General features: G+C 39.4%; 24 protein-coding genes and 1 rRNA gene. 12 read left to right on the forward strand and 13 right to left on the reverse strand.

Annotated elements, in window-relative coordinates; genetic code table 11:
• The first annotated feature begins 187 nt into the window (after positions 1-187).
• Complete coding sequence (locus UMU13_RS11190; protein ID WP_328219163.1) at positions 188-493, forward strand: nitrous oxide-stimulated promoter family protein; 306 nt, start codon at positions 188-190, stop codon at positions 491-493.
• A 193-nt stretch (positions 494-686) separates the two neighbouring features.
• Here UMU13_RS11190 and trpA read toward each other — a convergent pair whose 3' ends face one another.
• The 8 genes from trpA to UMU13_RS11230 form a co-directional block, all read right to left on the reverse strand.
• Positions 687-1,397 (reverse strand): tryptophan synthase subunit alpha, encoded by a 711-nt coding sequence (trpA, locus tag UMU13_RS11195; RefSeq protein ID WP_328219164.1) that lies wholly within the window; start codon positions 1,395-1,397, stop codon positions 687-689.
• Positions 1,394-2,563, reverse strand: a complete 1,170-nt coding sequence (gene trpB, locus UMU13_RS11200) for a tryptophan synthase subunit beta (RefSeq protein ID WP_328219166.1) — start codon at positions 2,561-2,563, stop codon at positions 1,394-1,396. Before trpB ends, trpA begins: the two co-directional genes overlap by 4 nt.
• A gap of 40 nt (positions 2,564-2,603) precedes the next feature.
• Positions 2,604-3,146, reverse strand: coding sequence for a phosphoribosylanthranilate isomerase (locus UMU13_RS11205; RefSeq protein WP_328219168.1), 543 nt, complete (start codon positions 3,144-3,146; stop codon positions 2,604-2,606).
• Positions 3,147-3,893 (reverse strand): indole-3-glycerol phosphate synthase TrpC, encoded by a 747-nt coding sequence (locus UMU13_RS11210; RefSeq protein WP_328219169.1) that lies wholly within the window; start codon positions 3,891-3,893, stop codon positions 3,147-3,149.
• Positions 3,894-4,889, reverse strand: coding sequence for an anthranilate phosphoribosyltransferase (gene trpD / locus UMU13_RS11215; RefSeq protein WP_328219171.1), 996 nt, complete (start codon positions 4,887-4,889; stop codon positions 3,894-3,896). It abuts the gene before it with no gap.
• The gene (locus tag UMU13_RS11220) at positions 4,882-5,457 is read right to left on the reverse strand and encodes an anthranilate synthase component II (RefSeq protein ID WP_328219173.1); all 576 of its coding nucleotides are present in this window, start codon (positions 5,455-5,457) and stop codon (positions 4,882-4,884) included. The genes trpD and UMU13_RS11220 overlap by 8 nt, the downstream gene beginning before the upstream one ends.
• Entirely contained in the window at positions 5,441-6,910 is a 1,470-nt protein-coding gene (locus UMU13_RS11225) for an anthranilate synthase component I family protein (protein ID WP_328219174.1), read from the reverse strand. The genes UMU13_RS11220 and UMU13_RS11225 overlap by 17 nt, the downstream gene beginning before the upstream one ends.
• A 223-nt stretch (positions 6,911-7,133) precedes the next feature.
• Positions 7,134-8,450 carry a GGDEF domain-containing response regulator gene (locus tag UMU13_RS11230; protein WP_328219175.1) on the reverse strand — a complete coding sequence of 439 codons (1,317 nt, stop codon included), beginning with the start codon at positions 8,448-8,450 and terminating at the stop codon, positions 7,134-7,136.
• 65 nt (positions 8,451-8,515) lie between these two features.
• Between UMU13_RS11230 and gltX the strand changes: the two genes are divergently transcribed.
• From gltX to UMU13_RS11255, 5 genes are all read left to right on the forward strand, one after another.
• Positions 8,516-9,970 carry a glutamate--tRNA ligase gene (gene gltX, locus UMU13_RS11235; protein WP_328219176.1) on the forward strand — a complete coding sequence of 485 codons (1,455 nt, stop codon included), beginning with the start codon at positions 8,516-8,518 and terminating at the stop codon, positions 9,968-9,970.
• A 3-nt stretch (positions 9,971-9,973) separates the two neighbouring features.
• On the forward strand, positions 9,974-11,308 hold the full coding sequence (gene der, locus UMU13_RS11240) for a ribosome biogenesis GTPase Der (RefSeq protein ID WP_328219178.1): 1,335 nt from the start codon (positions 9,974-9,976) through the stop codon (positions 11,306-11,308).
• A 268-nt stretch (positions 11,309-11,576) separates the two neighbouring features.
• Positions 11,577-12,101, forward strand: a complete 525-nt coding sequence (locus UMU13_RS11245) for a TlpA family protein disulfide reductase (protein WP_328219179.1) — start codon at positions 11,577-11,579, stop codon at positions 12,099-12,101.
• A 326-nt stretch (positions 12,102-12,427) separates the two neighbouring features.
• Positions 12,428-13,738 (forward strand): cytochrome c3 family protein, encoded by a 1,311-nt coding sequence (locus UMU13_RS11250; RefSeq protein ID WP_328219180.1) that lies wholly within the window; start codon positions 12,428-12,430, stop codon positions 13,736-13,738.
• A 240-nt stretch (positions 13,739-13,978) separates the two neighbouring features.
• Complete coding sequence (locus UMU13_RS11255) at positions 13,979-14,929, forward strand: tetratricopeptide repeat protein (RefSeq protein ID WP_328219181.1); 951 nt, start codon at positions 13,979-13,981, stop codon at positions 14,927-14,929.
• Between the two features lie 219 nt (positions 14,930-15,148).
• Here the strand turns inward: UMU13_RS11255 and UMU13_RS11260 are convergent, their stop codons facing one another.
• Both UMU13_RS11260 and UMU13_RS11265 read right to left on the reverse strand, forming a co-directional pair.
• Positions 15,149-15,361: a hypothetical protein gene (locus UMU13_RS11260; protein WP_328219182.1), complete on the reverse strand. Its 213-nt coding sequence runs from the start codon at positions 15,359-15,361 to the stop codon at positions 15,149-15,151.
• A gap of 420 nt (positions 15,362-15,781) precedes the next feature.
• Entirely contained in the window at positions 15,782-16,561 is a 780-nt protein-coding gene (locus UMU13_RS11265; protein ID WP_328219183.1) for a tRNA (adenine-N1)-methyltransferase, read from the reverse strand.
• A gap of 180 nt (positions 16,562-16,741) precedes the next feature.
• Here UMU13_RS11265 and UMU13_RS11270 point away from each other — a divergent pair, with 180 nt between their 5' ends.
• Positions 16,742-18,643, forward strand: a complete 1,902-nt coding sequence (locus UMU13_RS11270; protein WP_328219185.1) for an AMP-dependent synthetase/ligase — start codon at positions 16,742-16,744, stop codon at positions 18,641-18,643.
• A gap of 162 nt (positions 18,644-18,805) precedes the next feature.
• Positions 18,806-19,834 (forward strand): zinc-dependent alcohol dehydrogenase family protein, encoded by a 1,029-nt coding sequence (locus tag UMU13_RS11275; protein ID WP_328219187.1) that lies wholly within the window; start codon positions 18,806-18,808, stop codon positions 19,832-19,834.
• A 25-nt stretch (positions 19,835-19,859) separates the two neighbouring features.
• Here the strand turns inward: UMU13_RS11275 and UMU13_RS11280 are convergent, their stop codons facing one another.
• From UMU13_RS11280 to UMU13_RS11290, 3 genes are all read right to left on the reverse strand, one after another.
• Positions 19,860-20,651, reverse strand: coding sequence for a family 1 encapsulin nanocompartment shell protein (locus UMU13_RS11280; RefSeq protein WP_328219188.1), 792 nt, complete (start codon positions 20,649-20,651; stop codon positions 19,860-19,862).
• Between the two features lie 12 nt (positions 20,652-20,663).
• Positions 20,664-21,011: a ferritin-like domain-containing protein gene (locus UMU13_RS11285; protein ID WP_328219190.1), complete on the reverse strand. Its 348-nt coding sequence runs from the start codon at positions 21,009-21,011 to the stop codon at positions 20,664-20,666.
• Positions 21,012-21,195: 184 nt separating this feature from the next.
• The gene (locus UMU13_RS11290) at positions 21,196-21,453 is read right to left on the reverse strand and encodes a hypothetical protein (protein ID WP_328219191.1); all 258 of its coding nucleotides are present in this window, start codon (positions 21,451-21,453) and stop codon (positions 21,196-21,198) included.
• A 35-nt stretch (positions 21,454-21,488) separates the two neighbouring features.
• On the opposite strand from UMU13_RS11290, the gene crcB reads away from it, so the two are divergent.
• The 4 genes from crcB to UMU13_RS11310 all read left to right on the forward strand — a co-directional run.
• Positions 21,489-21,869: a fluoride efflux transporter CrcB gene (gene crcB, locus UMU13_RS11295; protein WP_328219192.1), complete on the forward strand. Its 381-nt coding sequence runs from the start codon at positions 21,489-21,491 to the stop codon at positions 21,867-21,869.
• Positions 21,866-22,195: a DUF190 domain-containing protein gene (locus tag UMU13_RS11300; RefSeq protein ID WP_328219193.1), complete on the forward strand. Its 330-nt coding sequence runs from the start codon at positions 21,866-21,868 to the stop codon at positions 22,193-22,195. Before crcB ends, UMU13_RS11300 begins: the two co-directional genes overlap by 4 nt.
• A gap of 11 nt (positions 22,196-22,206) precedes the next feature.
• A complete protein-coding gene (gene aroC / locus UMU13_RS11305; protein WP_328219195.1) occupies positions 22,207-23,274 on the forward strand; it encodes a chorismate synthase in 1,068 nt (355 codons plus the stop codon).
• A 252-nt stretch (positions 23,275-23,526) separates the two neighbouring features.
• Positions 23,527-23,599 (forward strand): 16S ribosomal RNA (locus UMU13_RS11310); the annotation flags it as partial.

The raw sequence follows: 23,599 nt of genomic DNA on the forward strand, positions 1-23,599 counted from the left end.
AAGTTGATAAGGCAGGCATTTGGTGTATTGAAAAGTGGCAAACCGTATGATCCGGATCATGCAAATAATTTAACTTTGGTTGCAAAAAATGCTTGACTTTTAACACGGAACATTTCGACCGTAAAGAACGATATAGCGAACAAATATGCAAGTGTGCTTAAAGGAATGTTTAAACCGGCTTTTGCTTATGAAAACTAAAGAAAAACGGATAAAAAAAGATGCAAAAATCTTAAGAAAATTTATCCATGTTTACTGCAAAACTCATCATGGGAGATATGAAGGTGGATACTGTCCTGAGTGCAGAGAAGTTCTGGAATATGCTCTGAAAAGGGACGAAAAGTGTCCGCTTGACCCTAAACCCAAATGCAAAGATTGTCATATCCACTGCTATACTCCTGAGATGAGGCGGAAAATTCGTGAGATCATGAAATTCAGCGGTATGTATTTTATTAAACGCGGCCGCCTCGACTGGCTTTTCCATTATTTTTTCTGAAAAGCCTGAGCTTGAGTAATTTGTTGAGTAGTATATTTGTTATTGGTGAACTCAGTTGGCACCTCAACTACCCATAGTACCTCTAATACTCCTACAACCTCTAATTATCTCTCCGATCACGCATTACGTATATGAATGCGTGATTTTTGGTAGAACACCAAATAAACTATTTCTAATTCACCACTTAACCAGTTCACTGTTTTTCCCCGCTTTCTGCCAGCGATTTAACATATTTTTTGAATTCTTCCGGCTCCGGCTGCCTTTTTACAACCTCTGTTCCCACCACGAAACCGTCGGCAAATTTCATAACAGCCGATGCATCAGCCGGTGTTTTGATTCCGAAACCAAAAATCACCTTGTAACCCGATTTTTCTTTTACTTCTTTTATTTTTTTGATATTTACCTGATTGTTTAAGTCCGCTTTTGAGCCCGTAACGCCTTTCAGTCCGACAAAATAGATAAAATTCTGACCATCAAGATATTGTGTGAGTTTACCGGCGTCGGTATCTGTTGTAGCAAAGGGAATGATCGGAATCTCGAACCCTTTTTCCTTGAAAAAGCAGTGATATTCATTAGGCAAATCAGCTATAATCACTCCATCAATTGTACTTTTATATTTTTTACTGAAATTTTCGGCTCCATAATGATAAATTATATTGGAATAAGTCATTATATATATTTTGGTTTTTTTGTTTTCACGGATAAAATCCATTAATTCTTCAATGTTTATTTGTTTTGTCAGAACATTTTCTCCGGCTCCGGAAATAACCGGACCATCAGCCACCGGGTCGTTAAAGGGGATACCGATTTCCACAAAATCAAGCCCGCAGTTCTGGGAAAAAATGAATTCCTCTTTAAATGTTTCAATGTCCGGATATCCGATCATCATGTAGATTCCTTTCATGACAGGCTTCCTCCTCTGTATTCCCTGACAATTTCCAAATCCTTGTCCCCTCTGCCGGAAAGGTTCAGCAGAATATTCTTCTCTTTGAAAAAATTACTGTTTTTGAATATATATCCCAAAGCGTGGCTTGATTCGAGTGCCGGTATGATTCCTTCATTCCGGGCGAGTTCATAAAATGCAAAAATTGCATCTTCATCCCTGCAGAATTCGTATTTTACTCTTTTGCTGTCTTTTAAAAATGCATGCTCAGGCCCTACACCTGGATAATCAAGACCTGCTGAAACGGAATGAACAGGGGCAATCTGTCCGTTTTTCTGCAGAATTACATATGAATGCGAACCCTGAAAGATTCCCTTTTGGCCTTTACTGAATCTTATGGCGTGTTCTCCGGGTTTATCACTTAATCCTCCCGCTTCCACACCGATAAGCTCAACTTCCGTATCCATAAATCCTCTGAAAATACCGATGGCGTTGCTGCCTCCGCCTACACATGCAATGACATAGTCGGGCAGTTTGCCTGATGACTCAAAGTATTCCCTCGCTTCCCGGCCGATAACGGATTGAAAGTGGGATACTACAGACGGAAAAGGGTGCGGACCTAAAGCTGAACCGAGCAGATAATGGGTATCGTCCACATTTGCCACCCAGTCCTTTAAACAGGCACTGACAGCGTCTTTAAGTGTTTTGCTCCCCTTATCCACAACAGTGACTTTTGCGCCCAGCATTTCCATTTTTTCAACGTTAACTCTTTGTCTCTCTGCATCCGTTTTTCCCATATATATTTCGCATTCCAGATTGAAAAGTGCACATGCTGTGGCCGTTGCCACGCCGTGCTGCCCTGCACCGGTTTCTGCTATAATCCGCTTTTTACCCATCTGCAGGGCAAGCAAAGCCTGCCCAATTGTATTGTTAATTTTGTGTGCTCCGGTATGAAGCAGATCTTCCCTTTTCAGGTAAAGATTAAAACCGTATTTCTCTGAAAGATTTTCAGCATAATAGACCGGTGTCGGCCTGCCTGCGTAATCATTCATATATTTAAGAAATTTATTGTTAAAATTTGCATCATTTTTTGCTTTAAAGAAATTTCTTTCCAGTTCGTTCAAGGCCGGCATGAGCGTTTCCGCCACAAACTGACCCCCGTATTCCCCGTAAAATCCGTTTTTCATCTTTCCCCCTTGCCAAATGTAATCTTATGTTCTCTTTTTATTAAAACATTGTCTGCAATATGAATTTTCTCATTTTGTCAAAGCTTTTTTCTCCCGTTTCATCTTCCACACCGCTGGAAACATCCACTCCGAACGGCCGGTATCTTCTGATGATACGTGCAACATTATTTGCATTAAGTCCGCCTGCAAGTATGATAGTTTCTCTGTATTTTTCAATCCAGCTTCTGAAATTTTCAAAAGCGCCCGAACCTCTGCTCATATCATACAAAAGGTATTCGTATTTTATATTGTCAGCAGGCTCTTCAGATGTTGCAAAGATTGTCGGAAATTTTGTTTTTACCGGTTCATAAATTTGTATGTAGTCAAAGTATTCAGCCACATTTTGAACCTCATCGTAAGTGAGTCCGACGGCAGCACTTTTAATCCCTGTTTCTTTAGCACATTTTGCCAGCTCTTTTGCTTTTTCAATACCCACGAACCGTTTGCTCCTATTGTGAAGCACAACACCTATCATACTGTAATTCAGCTTTGCAGCATATATTATCTGCTCGTCTGTCTTCATGCCGCAAATCTTTACAAACATTTATTTCAGCCCTCTGTATAAATTTTGAAAACTTTCTTTTATATTGTCTGATTTCATAAGGTAAGTACCTATAAGAAAAGCATCTGCTCCGGCCCTGCGGAAATTTGCTACATCTTCGGTGCTGTTTATACCGCTTTCAGCGATTTTAAGAAGACTGTCCGGCAGTGTTTTTAAAATTTGTGCACCTTTTTGCTTGTCAATTTCGAGTGTATCCAGATTCCTCGAATTTACACCCACCAAAGCAGGTGAAAAGTCTTTTATTTTTTCGTATTCTTTAGGTGTGTGAATTTCATACAGAATATAAAGGTTCATCTCACGGGCTTTTTCGGATAATCTGCCAATTTCTTCCTGTGTTAAAACGGCCGCAATGATTAGTATAATATCTGCACCAAAAGCATATGCGGCCTCTATCTGCCTTTCAGAAATGATAAAATCTTTGCAAAGCACCGGAATGTTAACTTTTTCAGATACTTCTTTCAGGTATTCGAATGAGCCTTTGAAAAAGTACTTGTCGGTAAGTACACTCACAGCTCCTGCCCCGTATTTCTCGTATAGTGCCGCCTGTTCTGCGGGTGATGCATCGGGTTTTATTTCTCCGGCCGAGGGTGAGGCCTTTTTAACCTCGGCAATAAACGGTTTATTTTTTAGTGTTTGTAAAGGCTCAATAATATCTTTTGTTCTTTTTGGCAGAATTTTCGGAATTTCTTCAATCTCGTATTTTTTGTTCGCCAGTATTTTATCAAGCATTTATACAGCCTTTTCCATTATCATCTTATTTAACTTGGCCGACACACTGCCTTCTTTTATTATTTTTCGTGCTGCATTAAAGCCTTCTTTTAATGTATACATATTCATTGTGTAAAGGCTGACGGCTGTATTAACTGCAATCAGGTCGGTCAGCTTTTCGTTTTTACCTTCTATGGTTTCCAGGAAAAGTTTTTTGGCATCTTCTTTTGAATTTACCACAGGCATGGGAAACTTTTCGAAAAAGCCGGAAGGGTCTATTTCAAATTTTTCAATTTTCCCGTCTTTGATATGGCGCACATAGGTTATATCGGAGGATGAGATTTCATCGTAACCGTCTTTGGAGGAGTAAACGATAATGTTGTTTCTCTTCTGTATCCTGAGGGCTTCGGCATACAGATCCAGTTTATCAGTCCTGTTGATTCCGATTGTCTGATAATCGGGGGAGCCCGGGTTCAGCATGGGTCCCAAATAGTTGAAAATGGTTGCCACACGAAGATCTTTTCTTATTTTTGCTACATTTTTCAATGCCGGATGGTAGTGAGGGGCAAAAAGGAAAATGAAGTTGTTATTGTTGAAATAGGTACGGGAGTTTGTTTCGTCAAGTTTTGTTGGGACTCCGAGTTCATCCAGTATGTCTGCTGACCCGACTTTTCCGCTTTGTGCCATATTTCCATGTTTTAATACTTTTATTCCCATTGCCGCCAGGACCAGGGAAACTGCTGTGGAGACATTTAAGGTTGATTTCCCGTCACCGCCGGTTCCGCAGGTGTCGATAGTTTTTGTAGCAGAGTGCTGAAACTTTACCTTATGCTCATTTAAAACTGTTGCAGCTGCAGCGACCTCTTCAGCTGTTTCCCCTCTGAGTTTCATGGCTATCAGAGCGGAACCGATCCCGGCTTCAGATATTTCACCGGTGAGTATCCCGTTAAAGAGTGTTTTTACTTCATCAAAATCCAGCACTTTGCCGTTATTGACTTTTTGTAAAATATTATGCATAGCTTACCTCCCTGTTGCTGCTTTTTGAGTATTCTATAAAATTATTAATTATCTTTTGTCCCTGACTGCTGAGATAGGACTCCGGATGAAACTGTACTCCGAATAAGTGTTTTGCGGAGTCTTCGACAGCCATTATTTCATTATCCGAAGCTGATCGCGCTATTGCTATATCATTCGCATCTACAACCAGCGAATGGTACCTTACTGCATCAAATGATTCGGTAAGTCCCGAAAGGAGTATACTTTCGTGCTGTTTCTTTACTGTATCCAGTTTGCCGTGTTTGATTGAAGCCGCTCTTCTTACAGGGTATCCGAGATAATGGCAGATACACTGCATTCCCAGACAGACTCCAAAAATGGGTTTTGAGCCCAGATAGTGCTCCAGATATTTTAAAGAAGTGCCTGAGTTTGAAGGGTTTGAAGGCCCCGGTGATATAACAATGCCTTCGTATCTGTCTGCTGGTATAAATTCATCATTTTTTATCACATCGACTTTTTCCCCAGCTTTTAAGAAAAGACTATAAAGGTTGTATGTGAATGAATCGTAGTTATCAATTAGCAAAAACATTTTCGCCCTCCAGATTTTTTATTCTGTCTATAGCCGTGAAGAGTGCTTTCAGCTTACCTTCCACTTCATGGTATTCCTTTGCCGGTATACTGTCGTAAACGATGCCGGCTCCTGCCCGAATGATTGTCTTATCGGGTTTTACCATGGCGCTTCTGATGGTTATGCATGTATCAAGATTTCCGTTATAAGAGATATAACCGGCGCAGCCTGCGTAAAATCCTCTCGGTGATCTTTCACACTCACTTATTATTTCCATTGCTCTGATTTTAGGTGCACCACTTACCGTCCCTGCCGGGAATGTGCTTACAAATGCATCGAGTGATGTTTTGTCATCTCTGAGTCTTCCCGATACCTCTGAAACGATATGGACTACGTGTGAATAGACTTCCGCATTAAAAGATTTCTCCACTTTTACTGAATCGGTGTCACAACTTGTGTAAAGGTCGTTTCTGGCCAGATCAAGAAGCATCAGATGTTCGGATTTTTCCTTTTCATCTTCAAGAAGCTCTTTTTTGATTTTTTCAATATCCTCTCCGACGGGATATGTCCCGGCTATCGGTTTTAGTGTTGCCTTACCGCTTTCCACTTTCAGATGAATTTCAGGGGATGAGCCCAGCATTGTTTTATCTTTCATTTTGAAATAAAACATATATGGAGAAGGATTTACATTTCTTAAGGATCTGTAAAAGCTCAGAGGATGGATGCTTCCCTTTACTTCATATTTATTGGAAAAGACGCATTGTATAAGCTCCCCGTCAGCGATATCGGATTTTAGCTTATTAACCGTTTTTTCGAATTCTTCTTTAGAAAATTCTTTTGAAACGCTCAGTTTATCAGCGGATGTGTAGTTGTCAAAATTGAAGTCGTTTATTTCATCAGCCATTTTTCTTGTTCTTTTTACGGCTGTTTCGTAATTACTTTCTAAATTTCCGTTAGTTTCTGCATTACAGGCGGCATAAACCCTTCCTGTCCTGTTGTCAAAGACATAGAATTCATTCATAAGCATTAGATAAATGAGGTTTTCATCGGCAGGCTCGGTGAGTTTATGTCTTAGAGTCCCCGTATAGTTGATGAATTCATAACCGAAATAACCCACATATCCTCCGGAAAATGCTCCGAACTTGGGATCCGCATATCCGTTAAATTTTTCTATTTTGCTGTTGAGATAGTCCACCGGATTTATATCGATTTTTGTTTTTTTGCCGTTTTTCTCAACGTTAAGACTGCCGTTTTTAAGTGAAACAATTTCGCTTGGATTTATTCCGAAAAACGAAAACCTTGAAAAAGTCTTGTCCAGATTTGCACTTTCCAGCAAAAATACACTGTCTCTGTTGGAGAAATTCTTCAACAAACCTATGGGGGTAAGGGTGTCGCCTACAATCTCACGATAAATGGTAATGTGAGAATATTTTTCTGAAAGTTTTTTAAATCTCTCTTTGTCCGGGTATATCATATTTCCTCCTGATATAAAAAAAGGCCGTGGTACAATCCACGGCCTTAAGATACAAAAAAAGGCCGTGTGGTTGTTCACCACACGGCCCTTATATTTTTACACAAAGGTAGTGAACAACCTAACTTATTCCGTTAACTGTCCACCACCAAGCATTATTGATTAGCATTATTTTTATTTTCATAGTTTGCATAATACTCATTAAAAAAGTTTTGTAAAGTATTTTTTATGTTACTTCGATAATTTTTTTGCCGATGCTGATATATCCTTTGTTTCTGCCGTCTGACTTTGCCCTGTACATGAGATTGTCTATATTTTTGATGATATTGTCCAAGTTCTCAGAAGTGTTTTTGCAAAAAACAGCTCCGATGCTTATTGTTACAGGGATTTGTTTACAATCTTCCTTAATATTTAAATTTCTTGCCGCTTCCAGCAGCTTTGAGACAATTGCCGGCATATCCGCTTCTTTTTGACCGGGGAAAATACAGATGAACTCTTCTCCCCCGAAACGCCCGATAATATCAGATTTGCGGACAGAGTTTTTTATTGCTTCTGTTAATTTTATTAATACCCTGTCACCCACATCGTGGCCGTGCCGGTCGTTTATATTTTTAAAATGGTCGATATCCCACAAAGCTACCCCAAAGCTGTGACCGTAACGTCCGGCATTATAGTTGACATGCTCCAGCTGTTCCATGAAAAAACGTCTGTTATAAAGGCCGGTCAAAGAATCGGTGGTTGCTTTTTTGAATAACTGTCTGTTTGTTTTCTCCAAATCATCGTACAGTTTTTTTGTTTTAATGTTGCTTGTTACCCTCAGTATTGCTTCTTCTGCTGAAAACGGTTTGAGGATGTAGTCGTTTGCACCGTGAAGAAGAAGTGTTCTCATGAATGAGCTTTCTCTTGAAGATGCCAGTATTAGGATAGGGACATTTTTCAGAGAATTTTTATGCCGAAGTTCTTTTGTAAGCTCCATTCCGTCCATCTTTTTCATAAACAAATCTGCGATGATAATATCAGGGGTATTGTTTTTTAAATTTTTGAGAAGCTCGGAAGGCTCAGAAAACGTTGACACAGTTATCCCGGTGGATTTGAGAATATTTTCGAGAAACTGTGTTTCCGCTATATCGTTATCAACTATCCATGCCGATGAGCCGCTGATATCTGAAATTGATATAATTTCAACAATTTCATCCACATATTTGACAAAATCCTCATTTACTTTTGACTTCTCCAGGAAATCTATGGCGCCTGCACCGAAAGCTTTGAATTTCAGTGTTTCGTCATTTTCATTTGAGGTTAATACAATTACAGGTACCGAGCGGAATTTTTTTCTTTTTTGCATGTATTCGCAAAGATCAAGTCCAACACCATCCTGCAGTTCGTATGAAATGATTACAAGAGAGGGGAGAAATTCATCCAGTATATCTTTTGCTTCTGAATATGAATTAGCGGTCAATATTTTGTATTTACCCTTCAGATAGTTCTCCAAAACAAATCTTGACACTTTGGAAGGGTCTGCTATAAGGATATACTTTTTCACCGCAACCTCTGTTTTAGTCAAAGATGGTTTAAATAAAATACAATCATATACATTTTGGAGGAAAAATGTCAACAAGAGTTAGATTTGCTCCCAGTCCTACCGGACATCTGCATGTGGGAAATGCCAGAACCGCCCTTTTTAATTATCTTTATGCAGCCTCAAAAAAGGGAAAATTTATTCTCAGAATAGAGGACACCGATTTGCAGCGCTCCTCAATGGAAAATGAAGAAATGATATACGAAGATATGAAATGGCTGGGATTTTACTGGGATGAAGGACCCCGAAAAGGCGGTGAATATGGCCCGTACAGACAGACGGAGCGGTTTGATCTGTATAAAAAGTATGCGGATAAACTGCTTGAGAATGGTTACGCATATAAATGCTTCTGTTCAAAGGAGGAGCTTGAAAAGGAGAAGGAGAAAGCTTTGGCCGAGGGCAGACCGCCCAGATACAGCGGGAAATGCAGGAATTTATCCGAAGGTGAAATTGAGAAACTTGAGAATAGAGGGATAAAACCTTCAATCCGGTTTAGAGTTAATAAAGAGAATGTGCTTGTGAGTGATGAAATCAGAGGGGATATTGACTTTAAAACCGATTCGTTCGGCGATTTTATCATAGTAAGGCCTGACGGCACACCGGTTTATAATTTTGTTGTTGTGATCGATGATGCGCTTATGAATATCTCCCATGTAATCCGGGGAGACGATCACCTGAGCAATACGCCGAAGCAGGTTCTTATGTTTGAGGCTATGGGGTTTGATATACCCAAATTTGCCCATATACCGATGATATTGGGACCGGACCATTCCAAACTGAGCAAAAGGCACGGTGTTACCAGTATTAACGCGTTCAGGGATCAGGGATATCTGTCTGAAGCTTTGTTTAATTACCTTGCACTTTTAAGCTGGTCAGATGAAAACGAAAGGGAAATTTTATCAAGTGAGGAGCTCGCCGAAGTCTTCAGCCTTGAAAGGGTTTCCAAAAGTGCTGCTGTCTTTGATTTTGAGAAGCTGAAATGGATGAACGGTATATATATCAGAAATCTTGACGAAGATGATTTCTTTGAGAGGGTAAAACCGTTTATTGTTAAATCGGGAACGACCGACATACATTATATTGATGAAAATTCTGAGAGGGTGAAACAGATGGCTCTTTCCGTAAGGGACAACCTTGACCTGCTATCTGATATCGGAGATTATCTTAAGATTTATTTTGAGTATCCTGAGACTTTTGATGAGGAAGCTTCGGAAATTTTATCATGGGAAACAACACCTGTTGTGATTAATATGCTTAAGGAAGAAGTTGAAAAAGCAGAAGAAATTGACGGAGTAAAATATAAAGAGATTGTGAAAAAGATACAGAAAGAGAAGAAAATCAAAGGGAAACCGCTTTTCATGGCAATTCGGGTTGGTCTCAGCGGTAAAACAAAAGGCCCTGAAGTGGATAAGCTTGCCACACTCCTGGACAAAGATGAGGTTTTGAAACGTCTGGCAAGGGTTTCCGCTCATTTTAGCGAGTGACAGATGCTGAAAGTAGGAATTATAGGCCGGCCTAATGTCGGAAAATCAACACTTTTTAATAAAATCACAGGCAGCAGATCAGCTATTGTAAATGATATGCCCGGTGTGACCCGGGACAGACTGGAAAAAGTCACCGAATGGCTGGGAGTCAGATTCACAGTAGTGGATTCGGCCGGTTTTGATCTCAAAGAAGAAATCATAAAAAAAGAGATGCAGCAACAATTCTTCACTCTTCTGGATGAGGTGGATGTATGTCTGCTGATGGTTGATGTAACAGAAGGTGTGCATTCATTGGATGAAATAGTATGCAACCTGCTAAGGGAAAAGGGTAAAACGTTTTTTCTTGTGGTAAACAAAGTTGACAGTGAAAAAAGGGAGTATCTTGCAAGCGAATTTTACAGGCTCGGAGTCTCAGAGATGTTTCTCATCAGCTCAGAACACGGAAGAAATGTTGACATGCTTCTGGACAGGATTCTGGATGAAGCTCAGAAATACGAGCAGGAAGAGGAACCGGATGAGCCGGCTGACTTGCTGAGATTTACAATAATCGGTAAACCTAATGTTGGCAAATCCAGTATATTAAACAAAATACTGGGAAAGGGAAGGGTTATAGTAACTAAAATACCGGGGACAACAAGGGATGCTGTGGATACATATTTCACTTTTGAAGATAAAGATTATGTCCTGACGGATACGGCGGGCATCCGTAAAAAATCTGTCATGTTTAAGGACGCTGTGGAGAAAATCGGATATTACAGGGGGATGGATGCCCTTGAGCGTTCAGATATTGCCATTGCAATTCTCGATGCCGTTCAAGGGGTTACCGAGAGGGATGTGAAAATTATAGCGGATGCTGTTGATATGGGGCGCCCCGTCATTATTGTTTTTAACAAGTGGGATTTAATAAAAGAGGATAAAAAGAAGACAGCAAGGAATCTGCAGTTTCAGGTGAAGGACAGGATTAAATTTATCACCAACCCTCCGATAATTTTTACTTCAGCTTTTACGGGAAACCGTCTGGACAATATATTTAAGTATGCTCAGACGTTGTATAAAGAGTATTCAAAAAGAATAAAAACCGCTGAGCTTAATAAACTTTTACAGTTTGCACAGGAGAGGCATCAACCGCCTGTTGTAAGTAACAGAAGACTAAAATTTTTCTATATGACACAGGTAGATGTGAAACCGCCCTATTTTGTAATATTTGTAAACTATCCTGAAGCTGTACATTTTTCCTATAAACGCTATATTCTTAACCTGATAAGAGAAGCATACGGTTTTGACGGTATCCCTCTTAGAATAGGAATCAGAAAAAGGAAAGGCAGGGATGAAAAATAGTATTAAATTATATGAATATTAAGTTTTTATATTGAAAAAATGCAGCTATAAGTTATTATTGATGTAAATTCAGTTTCGCACTTCGCTGTGTCATTGCGAAACTGAGCACTTAAGAATTTAAGTGCTCGCTTGTGGCAATCTCAAAATAATAATAAACGAGAGATTGCTTCGTCTACGCCCACGGGCGTACCCTCGCAAAGACTTGCAATAGGTACATGTGCGAAACTTGAAGAAGTGAATTGATATCTGATGATTTTGGAGGAAATTTATGGTTAAGTCGCTGTTATATAAGAAAGTATTAGTTTTTTATGTTGTTCTGGCATCTTTGCTTTTGGTTTCATGTGAGTCAGCACAGAATAAAAATGACAGCAGAAGTTCTGCAATCTCATCAGAGGAAGTCGAAGATTTCAAGACGATAGGAATGTCCGGACTGAACGACTTGAAGAAAAAATATTCAGATAAAATCATACTGGTAAATTTTTTCGCTTCTTGGTGCCCGCCGTGCAAGGAGGAAACTCCTGAATTTATAGAAGTATACAATGAGAATAAGGATAAATTTGTTATTATCGGATTAAGCATAGATGACAGCAAAAAAGATGCTGTGAATTTTATCAATGATATGGGAATACCTTATCCCGTATTTCACGCCAAAAGATCACTGGAAAAACGACTTAATATAACCGGTGTCCCGACCAACATTTTTTATGCACCCGGAGGTGAGTTATACAATTTTTATGTGGGTGCTTTAAGTAAGGACTTTGTGGAAAAGGTAATCGCGCAGATATCGGGCTAGATAATAAAAAAAGACTAGCCTTGCAACTATCTGGTATTTTTATTTGCTTAATTTATTATGAGCAAATTTTGCGACAATATATGTTGTTAACTTATACCTAAATTTTTTGATTTTGTGTCAGGCAGTTAACGTTATTATGTTTTGGCAGGCAAAAGCACTTCTCTGTAATTAGCATATTCAAATAATTGCATAAGTCATTGTAGCTTAAAATTTAATCTTTGATTTTTATTTATATGTTGTATAATTTGATTCCAGGGATTCTTGAGTCAACAGGTATGTTTTTGCTTATAAATTAAAGCTGAATTAGTAAAATTGGGAGGTTAGAAGTGAAAAGATTATTTTTGGTAATGTTATTTTGTTTTGCATTTTCAGGCCTGAGTTATGCAGCCGGGTGTGTTACGGAAGAATGTCACTCAGATATTCAAAAGTATGAATATCTGCACGGCCCTACTGCAGCTATGCAGTGTGAAGTTTGCCATACGGCAAGCCCGGAAGAATTAGAAAATCATAAAGAAAGACCCAAAAGTTTTATAGACTTTAAGAGTCCTGTTAAAGAGGGACCGGTATGCGTGATGTGCCACAGTAATCAGAGAGACGGGAAAAATATTCATTTTCCTGTTGCTAATGGAGACTGTGCATCCTGTCACAACCCTCACGGTGGTAATAATAAGTTTTTTGTAAAGGGTAAAGCCGAAGCTGACACGTGTATGCAGTGCCATGAAAAAGATATGTTTAACAAAAAATACCAGCACGGCCCGTTGGCTGCCGGAGAATGTGCCTCCTGTCACGATCCGCATGCTTCAAACTACAAAGCGCACCTTAGATTTCCTCCGGACCAATTGTGTTATCAGTGCCATGAAGATAAAAAGGAGGCTTTTAACAAAGCCGTTGTTCACGCACCTATAAAAGATGGATGTACTTCATGTCATGCTCCCCACAGTTCCAATGCTAAATTTCATCTGAAATCCACCAGTGAAAAAGCACTGTGTGTGGAATGCCATCAAAAGACCACTCCTAAACTTATGAATAGAATAAAAAATGCTGAGTTTCAGCATAAGCCTGTAGAGGATGGCAACTGCGGCGGGTGTCATAATCCCCATGCTTCAGAATTCGGACAGCTTCTGCGTTCAGAAGCAAAAACCGTCTGTTTCAGCTGTCATTCCGAGCTTGGAAACAGGGTAAAGAATGCAAAATATGTACACGGTCCTGTTGCCACAAGTGGATGCTCGGCCTGCCACAGCCCTCACGGTTCGGATAATCCTTTTATACTGTTTGAATATTTTCCCAAAGAATTTTACAACGCTTATCAGCAAGGAATGTATCAGCTCTGTTTTGAGTGTCATGACCAAAAGATTCTTGAAAAACAGTATACACAGGAGGCCACCAAATTCAGAAACGGCAATGAGAACCTTCATTATACCCATGTTATGATTAAAGGCAAAGGGCGAAGCTGCAAGGCCTGTCATGAAGTTCATGCCTCCAATCAGCCTTTACAGGTTAGAAAAGGTGTGCCATACGGCAGTGGAGGCTGGGAACTTCCTGTTAATTTTACGAAAAAGGAGCATGGCGGAACCTGTGTTGTGGGATGCCATAAACCGAAAACATATAACAGGAAAAATGCGTATAATAACCAGTGATAAGTGTAATTCAAGTTTCGCACTTACACTGTTTTCGCGTCTTTGCGAGGAGTGAAAACGACGAAGCAATCTCTCTACTTTTCTTGTTTTGAGATTGCCACAAGCCTGTTTCCACATGATTTCGCAAGGATGCCTATGGCATATATATTCGGTAGAAGCGAATGCTAGACAAAACGAAGTGCGAAACTTGATGTGTAAGTGGATAAATGCGTTAATTTAATATTAAAAAAGGAGCTGAATATGAATTACAGAATAGTTTTAGGATGCATTCTTTCTTTGTTGATTGTTTCAACTGTTATAGGTGCATTTCCTTTACAACAGCTCGAAAAGGGTGACACTGTTTCCATTCAAAAGTTTAAAGGATTGAATAAGGAATTATCAGGTATAGATAAAAATTCAGAAACAAAGCTTTTGCTTCTTTGGAGGCACGATAAGCGTACGAATGTTGATACGATAAAAAGCTTTGCTGAAATGTGCAGCAAAAGGGATGTTCCCTGCATTGCGGTTGATCTGCAGGAAGGGACTATGGAACAAATTAAAAGTATTGTCGGAGCAGATGCAGCTGAAGATATATATTTTGCCCACGATAAGACTGGTGTAACTGATGACTGGGGTATTTTTACACTGCCGGTAACACTTTTCCTGGATAAAAATAACAAAGTAATAAATGCTGTCGGTTATGAAGGTCAGTATGCTGTTCAAGTGGGAAGATATGTAGATTTTCTCACCGGCAAAATTTCTGAAGAGGAATATAAAAAATTTGAAAACACGAGTGTGGTACATGACAGAAGAAGCAGACTGCCAAAAATCAATTTTATAAAAAGGCTTATAGAAGACGGTCAGCCCGAGGATGCTAAAGAGCGTCTGGCAAAGCTGGATAAAAAAGACCTTACTATGGAGGAAAAGCTAAATCTTGCTGAAGTTTATCTGAAGCTTGACATGCCGGATAAGGTTGAAGAAGCGCTGCAAGGTGTTTCCGAATATAATGTTGGAGCCAAGTTTTACCGGGCGTACGCAGCTTATCTCAAGGGGAATTTAGATAAGGCATTAAAGACGCTTCATTCGATAGAGAAGATATATCCTCAGAAAAAGAAACTTTTTTATTTGTTAGGCGAAATATATAAACAAAAAGGTGATTATAAAAATGCTGCAGAATATTTTGAAAAATCTTGCAATAATTCTGCTATTTAGTATATCTACTGCTGCCTTTGCGGCCGGAAGCGAACTGCATATTTATTTTCCCCGTAAAGGCAGTGTTGTTAACAGCGACAGTATCTTTTAGTTATAGCTAAAAAAGTATCTAATTTAGAACTTCCAAGAACAAGGCCTTTGAATCAGTGCCCCATATTCAAAGGCCTTAAAACTATTGGAGTCTAGGTACTTATGAAAATCAGGCTATGCCATTTCGTATTAGTGTCTTACACATTTCAGTGAAATCTCATCATGGTGGGAAAATCTATTCTCATCCAGCAGTGTGAATTTTACAAAGCGGGTTCTGTCCACAAAGAGCATTTTTGTGGTGCCGCTGTCAAGGCTGGTCAGCCAGAAGAAATAAAGCTTCAGATTATCTGTATAATTGTAGGTGCTGCAGCCTACAATTTTATAATTTTCACTGCATATCATAATAAACACCATAAATAAGTACTTATTTATTATATAAAAAAATAAAAATTTTGTAAGCGAAAATTTGATATTGGCTTAACTGAGAGTTTTGAAAAATTCTGGAAGCAGGGCTTCAGCCTGCAATGTTTATCTTGAAACCCAGTGTTGTAAAGAGGCGGGACTATCCGAGCACTTAAGTTTTAAGTGCTCGGCCGAAAACTTCGAAAAACACATTATTCAAACCTATTAACCTTGAACTTTGAACATTGAACTAACCTCACTCTCACATTCACACTCACTTTGCACTTGGTCCTTGGAACTTACCACTTACCACGTAGTACTTAGTACTTATCACTTAGCACTAACTACCTCTCTATTTGACATAGCTCTTAAAAAAATGGGAGGACACCAAAAACATTGAAGATAATATTCATTTAAAAGTTAAGAGATGCTGGTCTTTCTTGCTCTTACAATAAATGCGCTGTGATTGTACATCCACATCTCGGGTCTGACTGACAAACCGTCGACTTTCCAGGGGCGCTTTATTATTTCGAATGTGCTGAGGTCATCAAAAAAACCGCTTGCTTTCAGTGTATCCACATATGTTTTTACCTGCAGGATTGTTGGTATGTAAGAAACGATAATTCCCCCGCCCACAAGACCGTTTTTTGTATGCTCTATAACATGCCAGGGTTCCGGCACATCCAGCAAAATCCTGTCATATATTCCCTCAAATCCTTCGTAAATATTACCAATTTTTATATCATGTATCTCTGTTAATTCTCTGCAGAAATCATCGATAAATTTTTTTGACTGTTCGGCGAAATCCTCCCTGATTTCATATGTTGTAAGTCTGCCCTGGTTTCCGAGAGCCCGGAGCAGTGCCATAGATAAAGCACCCTGGCCGATACCCGACTCCAATACATTAAGACCGGGATAGATATCAGCTTCCATCAGCATTTGGGCAGTATCTTTGGGATATATAATCTGGGCGTTTCGTTTCAGATTCATTACATAGTCTGTATATGTGGTGCTGAAGATGCGATATTTAAAATTTTTGTTTGTTTTTGCAGTACCCCCGTCACCCGCTTCTATAATATCATTATGATCTATAAAACCGTACTGACTGGAAAAACGCCCCGTTTCCTTGAGCTTTACCATGTGTCTTCTGTTTTTATGGTCGATTAAGACGACTCTGTCACCGTAATTAATATTCTTCATTCGTCTCCTTTGTTTGTCTGCAGTATGTGCATATGGTTATGAAGCGTACTGCATTTTTTTTGTTTTCTTGTCTTTTGATACAGCATTAGTTATTTTATCACAACCCTTTTAACAGCTTTCCCTTGTGTTAGAGATTATTTTTACTATATTGTAAAAACTAATGCAAAGTAAAGGTGGATTATGAATAAACTGCAATCGTACGATAATATATTTCAGCTATTTATCAATACCTGGAGACAATATCCCGATAAAACCGCTTTTGTCTATAGGGTCAATGGGGTTGAATTCGACGTAACCTATAATAAGCTTTTTGAAGATGTGCTTCTGCTCGCAAACGCTTTCATGGAAAAAAAGGTTACAAAAAACTCAAAAGTGGCTATTATTTCGGATAACCGGTACAGCTGGATTGTTACCGATCTGGCTCTGGTTGCAATAGGTGCTGTGAGTGTCCCCAGGGGCAGTGATACACCCGTGGACGAATTTGAGTTCATTATCAATCATTCAGAAAGTGATTTTATTGTTTTTGAGACCCCGGGCTTAATGAAATACACCCTGAGTGATTCCATTGCAAAAAAGATGAAAAACATTTTTGTGATGGAGGGCAATAGTGAACACCGTTTTTTTAATAAAATATATGCCTACAATGAAATCATTAAGAAAGACAGAGAAATAACTTATAATGAGATTGAAGAGTTTATTTCTCTTGCGGATAAACATAAGATAGATGACCCGTTTACCCTGATATACACATCAGGAACCACCGGCACTCCGAAAGGTGTGTTACTTTCAAACCGGAATTTTCTTGCAAATCTCAGCAGAATTCCGGATATGGTGGATTTGTCTCCTGATGATGTTTGGCTCTCAATTCTTCCGTCCTGGCATATATTCGAACGGTTGGCAGAACATTTGTCCGTTATGCAGGGGTGCACTACCGTATATTCCAATATAAAGACTTTTTCCGATGATTTAAAAAAATACTCCCCTACAATTGTTGCCACAGTTCCCAGGTTGTGGGAGGCTTTGTACACAAAGGTTAATGCAACGCTAAAGAAAGAAAGTGAGAAAAAAGCCAAAATTTTTAATTTGCTGGTAAACGCTTCGGCAGCTTACAGAAGAAATAAAAGATTACTTAAAAACAATCTTCCCGTGTTTGAGAAGAAGGGTTTTTTTGAAAATATATTTTCCAAGGGGCTGGCTTTTGTTAAAGTGGTTCTTTTGAAGCCGGTGGAAATGTACGTCGGGAAAAAGTTTGTCATTTTAAGGGAAAAGTTCGGCGGCAGACTCAGGCTTGCAGTGAGCGGGGGCGGAAGCTTGCCTCAGTTTGTTGATGAGTGGATAGATGCTATAGGCATAAGGATTGTGAATGCTTACGGAATGACCGAATGCGCACCCGGAATCGCCGGAAGAGACCTACATTGTGAAGTTTTTGGCACTTTGGGACCTCCCATAAAAGATACTGAAATCAGAATAGTTGATGAGGATGGTAATATACTGCCGGCGGGAAAAGAAGGTGAAATACAGGTTAAAGGCGAACAGGTTTTCAGCGGTTATTACAAAAATGAAGAGGAAAACCAAAAATCATTTACTAAGGATGGTTTTTTCAAAACAGGTGATTTGGGCAAATTTACTTTGACAGGTGAGCTGGTAATTACGGGACGTGCAAAGGAGATAATAGTTCTTGCTAATGGAGAAAATATCGATCCTACCAAAATAGAATCCACGATTTCCATGTTCCCCTTTGTCAAGGATGCTGTTCTTGTTGGCCAGGACAAAAAAGGATTGGGAGCCTTGATTGTCCCGGATTTTGAACAGATGAAAGATTACATATCTAAAAAATACGATAAACTTGTTCACTCTAAGGAAGATGTTACAAAAGACAGTCATATTGCAGAGAAAATAAGGAAGGATATAAATAAATTTCTGTCTTCAAAAAAAGGTTTCAGGGATTATGAAAAATTACACAAAATCTCTTTTCTGGACAAGGAGTTTAAGTTGGGTGAAGAGCTCACCAATACCCTGAAAAAGAAAAGACACTACATTGAAAAAAAGTACAGAGACATAATAAACAGACTTTTTAAATAAATTTTCAAATTTCGCACTTAGTTCTGTTATTGTGAGCGTAGCGAAGCAATCTCTAATACAAGACATGAGATCGCCGCGGGTTTTTGCCCTCGCGATGACGCTGTCAGACGTTCATAGGTGCAAGTGCGAAACTTGAATAAATTTTTTTCCGGAGGCAGATCTATGAAAGCTATGGTTCTGGAAAGAATTACAGATTTAAAACAAGAATCTAAACCTTTGGTATTAAGAGACCGTCCAGTCCCCGAAATCCAAAACAGTGAGGTATTAATAAAGGTAAAAGCCTGTGGAGTTTGTCATACAGAGCTTGACGAGATTGAAGGGCGTACCCCTCCTCCCCGGCTGCCTGTTGTCCCGGGGCATGAAATTGTGGGTGAGGTTGTGGGAATATCAGACGGTGCCACAAAATTCAAAGAAGGTGACAGAGTAGGAGTTGGCTGGATTTATTCCGCTTGTGGTGATTGCTATTTCTGTGATAACGGACTGGAAAACTTATGCAGCGATTTTAAGGCCACCGGCAGGGATGCAGATGGTGGATATGGCGAATATATGAAAGTCAGTGAGCATTTTGCTGTAAAAATACCTGATGTGTATGAAGATTCCCAGGCTGCACCTTTGCTTTGTGCTGGAGCTGTGGGTTACCGCTCATTAAAGCTTGCCCGAATGGAAAATGGGCAAAATCTTGGTTTTATGGGATTTGGGGCATCCGCACATCTGGTTCTTCAGCTTGCCAAATATTTGTATCCTGAATCCCGTTTTTTTGTTTTTGCAAGAAGTGAATCCCAGCGGGAATTTGCCAAAAAGCTTGGTGCTTTTTGGACAGGAGATATAGAGGATTCCCCGCCGGAGAAGTGTCTGAGCATCATTGACACTACTCCGGTGTACAAAACTGTATTGGCGGGTCTTTTTAATATTTCTCCTTCGGGACGTTTAGTGGTTAATGCCATTAGTAAAGAAGAGTTTGACAAAGATATCTTGATGAATCTTGATTACAAAAATCACCTTTGGATGGAAAAAGAGTTGAAAAGTGTGGCAAATGTTACACCTGCTGATCTTCAGGATTTTATCAAAATTGCTGCAAAAGCAGGGATTTTTCCCACTGTGGAAGAATATCCCCTGGAAGAAGCCAACAAAGCACTGATTGGGATAAAGAATGGAAGCAGTGTCGGAGCCAAAGTGCTCAGATTGGCATAAAGAAGGCATTAAGCCTTCTTTATGCTTATTTGATTACAATGAGTGCGGCAGGATCAAGTATTCTGAAGGTGAAAGATTCTGTAAAATAAAGGGTAACCTCTTTACTGTCGTGCTGCAGATATCCTATGGATAAATCCTGTCCCAGTGTAAGTCTGAAATCGCCGCCTCTTTCAGATACCAAATAGGCTTCTGAAATATTGCTGCTTACCTTTACAGATCCTCCGATAATATCTTCAATCTGTTTCTTCAATGGGTATCCTTTATTTAATCCGACAATATTTTTCATCTGATCAACGGAAACAACGAGTGAATAGGGGCCGTCAACGGAAGCACTTTTCAGTTTGGCAACAGCTTCCGCTGTTACATAAGGGAGGTCTTCGGTCTTGGTTGGCAGTTTTAAAGAACTATGTTCACTTGAGTCTTTCAGCCCTTTAATATTTGCTTTTTCAAGACCGTAATATACAGATTTGTCTTCGAAGACAGCTATCTTTTTTGCCGCATCTTCAAGGGAAGAAAGGTCAATATCTTCAGCCCCTCTTAATACGCTGTCCAACTCCCACAATTTGAGTTTAAACGGGACTCTGGCTTCGACTAGCGGCTGTACTTTGGGGATACCATATTCAACAGCTGAGCCTTTATCCGTTACAATTTCCAGCCTTCCTGTCTTTACAGATTCTGTATCAATTCCCAACGGTCCTTCAACATCCACAAATTTTCTGACACTTAGGTGTGAGGAAAGGGTTCTGTTTGCCTGAAGATTTATTTCTTCCCACGCTTTATCCGGGATGGGTGCCAGATTTTGTCTTAATATATTCATTATTTACCCCCTTTATTTATTAAGTTTGCCTATATTCAGACTTTTGTTATCACTGTCCTGGGATTCTGCCTCGCCTTCTTCCAAATGGGCAATATTTCCTTCGGTAAACAGATATGTTCTCAGTTCATTGTCCCATGCAGGCATATTACGTCTCAGCCATTCCAGTGCCATACACGCATGCTCGATTTCTTCATCCCTGTTATGTGCCAATATCTCCTTTAAGTTTTCATCATCTGTTGCATCGACTCTCTGCTGGTACCAGTCGATTGCTTCAATCTCCTCTTTGAGACTGTTTAATGCGCGGGTAAAATTCTTGGTCTCTTCACTTAATTTTTCTTCGGGCTCATGGTATTGTGACATTTAGCGCCTCCTGTGGTTTTTAATTATACTATAATGATATACCAAGGAGTTCAGAATTCAATACATCAATAATTTTTGTGATTTGTTTAGTAGTATATTAGTGTATTGATGAGCTAAAAGAGCAGCGAAACAAGAATTAAGCCTGCTCTGAGATATTTAGATAAGTACCACAACGCTTATTTTTTCAACTAAGGTTGTTTCTTTTTACTCTTGAACCGGTCATTTGTCCTGCAATGGCAGCAATTATAAGAACAGGTATAAGCTTGAAAGAAATTTGGGTTGAGATTCTTATAAAGGCAACAACAGGTATTGGTGCATGTATACATAAGAACCATCCCAGAGAAAATTTGCTGAATTTTCTTCTTGCAATGCCGAACGGAATGTTGATTGCGTAAGTGAATATCAGTAAGAGAATAAAGTAAAATATAACTTGAGTATTCATTCCTCCTATAATATAAAATAATTAAAGGAGAGTAAATGAATATTTTGTTTATAGGTATCGGTGGTTTCTTCGGGGCTGTTTCCAGATTTGTCGTTTCAAAGATTACGATGAATATTTTTGGAAACCTCATCCCCTATGGTACTATTGCTGTTAATATTCTTGGCAGTTTTCTCCTTGGTTTTCTTTTTACTTTGTCTGTAATAAAAATGTCTGATGGAGCTGCATTCAGAGCTTTGGTTTGTATAGGTTTTCTTGGCTCCTTTACCACATTTTCGACATTTTCGTTGGAAGCTGTTAACCTGTTGGAAGAGAATTCGTATGTTTTATTTTTTGTTTATGCAGCTGCCAATGTAGTTATCAGCCTTATTACAGCTTTTTTGGGCGTATACACTGCAAGATTATGGGGGGCGTGGTGACAAAACTCGAAGGCACACAAAAGCTGATGAGAATTTTTATTGGCGAAAATGATAAATACGAAGGAAGGCCTTTATATAAATCTTTAGTGGAATTATGTCGTGAAAAAGGTATTGCCGGCGCAACAGTGATAAGGGGGATATATGGTTACGGAGCGAGTTCAGTAATACATTCTTCACGGACTCTTGCGCTGTCTAATGATCTGCCTTTGATTGTGGAAGTAGTGGACAGTGAAGAGAAAATTAATTATATTCTTCCGGAAATTGACAAAATGATTGGTCACGGACTTATTACTTTAGAAGTGGCACACGTTATTAAATATGAGTGAGGGAGCTTTGCATGTCTGGGAACAGTTTCGGTAAAATTTTCAGAATCACAACTTTTGGAGAAAGTCACGGACCTGCTGTGGGTGTGGTTCTGGACGGGTGTCCTGCCGGATTGAAACTTCATGAAGACGATATTCAGAAAGAGCTTGACAGAAGAAGACCCGGTCAAAGTGAAATAACTACTCCGAGAAATGAGTCTGATAAAGTGGAAATTTTAAGCGGTGTGTTTGAGGGCAAAACTACGGGAACGCCTGTTTGTATGATTGTATATAACAAAAATCAGCAGTCCAAAGATTACAGCGATGTAAAAGATTTGTTTCGCCCGGGGCATGCTGATTATACATATTTTATGAAATACGGTATTAGAGACTATCGGGGAGGCGGACGTTCTTCATCGAGGGAGACTATAGGCAGAGTGGCTGCCGGCGCGATAGCAAAAAAACTTTTGTCACTTAAAAATATAAAGATTACAGGTTATGTAAAACAGGTGGGTACTGTTAAAGGGGAAAAATTTGACGAGGGTTTTATTGAAAAGAATCCGGTAAGATGTGCTGATTCTGAAAAATATCAGGAAATGAAGGATTATATATTAAAAGCAAAAGACAGAGGTGATTCGGTTGGTGGCATAGTTGAAGTTATAATAAGGGGAGTTGAGCCCGGTTTGGGTGAGCCTGTTTTTGACAGACTGAATGCAGGTTTGGCAAAAGCTATTTTATCCCTGCCAGCAGTGAAAGGGATAGAATTTGGCAGAGGTTTCGACGTGGTTTATGCCTGCGGCAGTGAAAATAATGATGAAATTTCTCCGCATGGCTTTTTGTCAAATAATGCAGGAGGGACACTTGGAGGGATTTCCACCGGTCAGGACATCGTTTTTAGATTTCCGGTAAAGCCTGCTTCGTCTATTTTAATTCCAAAGCAGACCATAGATAAATTTGGCAACAGCAGAGAAGTTGTTACCAAAGGCAGGCATGATCCCTGCGTCGCCCCCAGAGTCGTTCCAGTCGCCGAGGCGATGGCTTCTTTGGTTATTGTGGATAGTATTATGATAAATAAAAATAAAAAAATTTCGGATTTTTCCTAAAAAGTATTTGACAAAGGTGTATAGATATACTATAAGTTTCATCCGCTGCAAGGGAGATTGATACAGAGAGCGGGAAGTAAATGATCCAGCAAAGCTATCTGAAATAGATTAATCGCGAGCAGGATATGTTGCGTTTTTTTGCAGTAATTGAGAGAGCAAAGAATATTTGATATAGCAGTTAAGATGTTTGATAACAGAATAGGCCGGTCTGTGATGAGATAGATAGACAGCTAAGTAAGCTGGACAGGATTTTGGATGGAGAGTTTGATCCTGGCTCAGAACGAACGCTGGCGGCGTGCTTAACACATGCAAGTCAGGGGGAATC

Origin of the sequence: Flexistipes sp., from assembly GCF_036172515.1 — a bacterium.
Taxonomy (GTDB): Bacteria; Chrysiogenota; Deferribacteres; order Deferribacterales; family Flexistipitaceae; genus Flexistipes.

Coding starts and splice junctions, on each gene's coding strand:
- UMU13_RS11275 (WP_328219187.1), top strand. CDS start 18,806: ATGAAAGCTATGGTTCTGGAAAGAATTACAGATTTAAAACAAGAATCT.
- trpA (WP_328219164.1), bottom strand. CDS start 1,397: ATGAAAGGAATCTACATGATGATCGGATATCCGGACATTGAAACATTT.
- crcB (WP_328219192.1), top strand. CDS start 21,489: ATGAATATTTTGTTTATAGGTATCGGTGGTTTCTTCGGGGCTGTTTCC.
- trpD (WP_328219171.1), bottom strand. CDS start 4,889: ATGCATAATATTTTACAAAAAGTCAATAACGGCAAAGTGCTGGATTTT.
- UMU13_RS11225 (WP_328219174.1), bottom strand. CDS start 6,910: ATGATATACCCGGACAAAGAGAGATTTAAAAAACTTTCAGAAAAATAT.
- der (WP_328219178.1), top strand. CDS start 9,974: ATGCTGAAAGTAGGAATTATAGGCCGGCCTAATGTCGGAAAATCAACA.
- UMU13_RS11285 (WP_328219190.1), bottom strand. CDS start 21,011: ATGTCACAATACCATGAGCCCGAAGAAAAATTAAGTGAAGAGACCAAG.
- UMU13_RS11280 (WP_328219188.1), bottom strand. CDS start 20,651: ATGAATATATTAAGACAAAATCTGGCACCCATCCCGGATAAAGCGTGG.
- trpB (WP_328219166.1), bottom strand. CDS start 2,563: ATGAAAAACGGATTTTACGGGGAATACGGGGGTCAGTTTGTGGCGGAA.
- UMU13_RS11210 (WP_328219169.1), bottom strand. CDS start 3,893: ATGCTTGATAAAATACTGGCGAACAAAAAATACGAGATTGAAGAAATT.
- UMU13_RS11265 (WP_328219183.1), bottom strand. CDS start 16,561: ATGAAGAATATTAATTACGGTGACAGAGTCGTCTTAATCGACCATAAA.
- aroC (WP_328219195.1), top strand. CDS start 22,207: ATGTCTGGGAACAGTTTCGGTAAAATTTTCAGAATCACAACTTTTGGA.
- UMU13_RS11245 (WP_328219179.1), top strand. CDS start 11,577: ATGGTTAAGTCGCTGTTATATAAGAAAGTATTAGTTTTTTATGTTGTT.
- UMU13_RS11270 (WP_328219185.1), top strand. CDS start 16,742: ATGAATAAACTGCAATCGTACGATAATATATTTCAGCTATTTATCAAT.
- gltX (WP_328219176.1), top strand. CDS start 8,516: ATGTCAACAAGAGTTAGATTTGCTCCCAGTCCTACCGGACATCTGCAT.
- UMU13_RS11190 (WP_328219163.1), top strand. CDS start 188: ATGAAAACTAAAGAAAAACGGATAAAAAAAGATGCAAAAATCTTAAGA.
- UMU13_RS11205 (WP_328219168.1), bottom strand. CDS start 3,146: ATGTTTGTAAAGATTTGCGGCATGAAGACAGACGAGCAGATAATATAT.
- UMU13_RS11260 (WP_328219182.1), bottom strand. CDS start 15,361: ATGATATGCAGTGAAAATTATAAAATTGTAGGCTGCAGCACCTACAAT.
- UMU13_RS11290 (WP_328219191.1), bottom strand. CDS start 21,453: ATGAATACTCAAGTTATATTTTACTTTATTCTCTTACTGATATTCACT.
- UMU13_RS11220 (WP_328219173.1), bottom strand. CDS start 5,457: ATGTTTTTGCTAATTGATAACTACGATTCATTCACATACAACCTTTAT.
- UMU13_RS11255 (WP_328219181.1), top strand. CDS start 13,979: ATGAATTACAGAATAGTTTTAGGATGCATTCTTTCTTTGTTGATTGTT.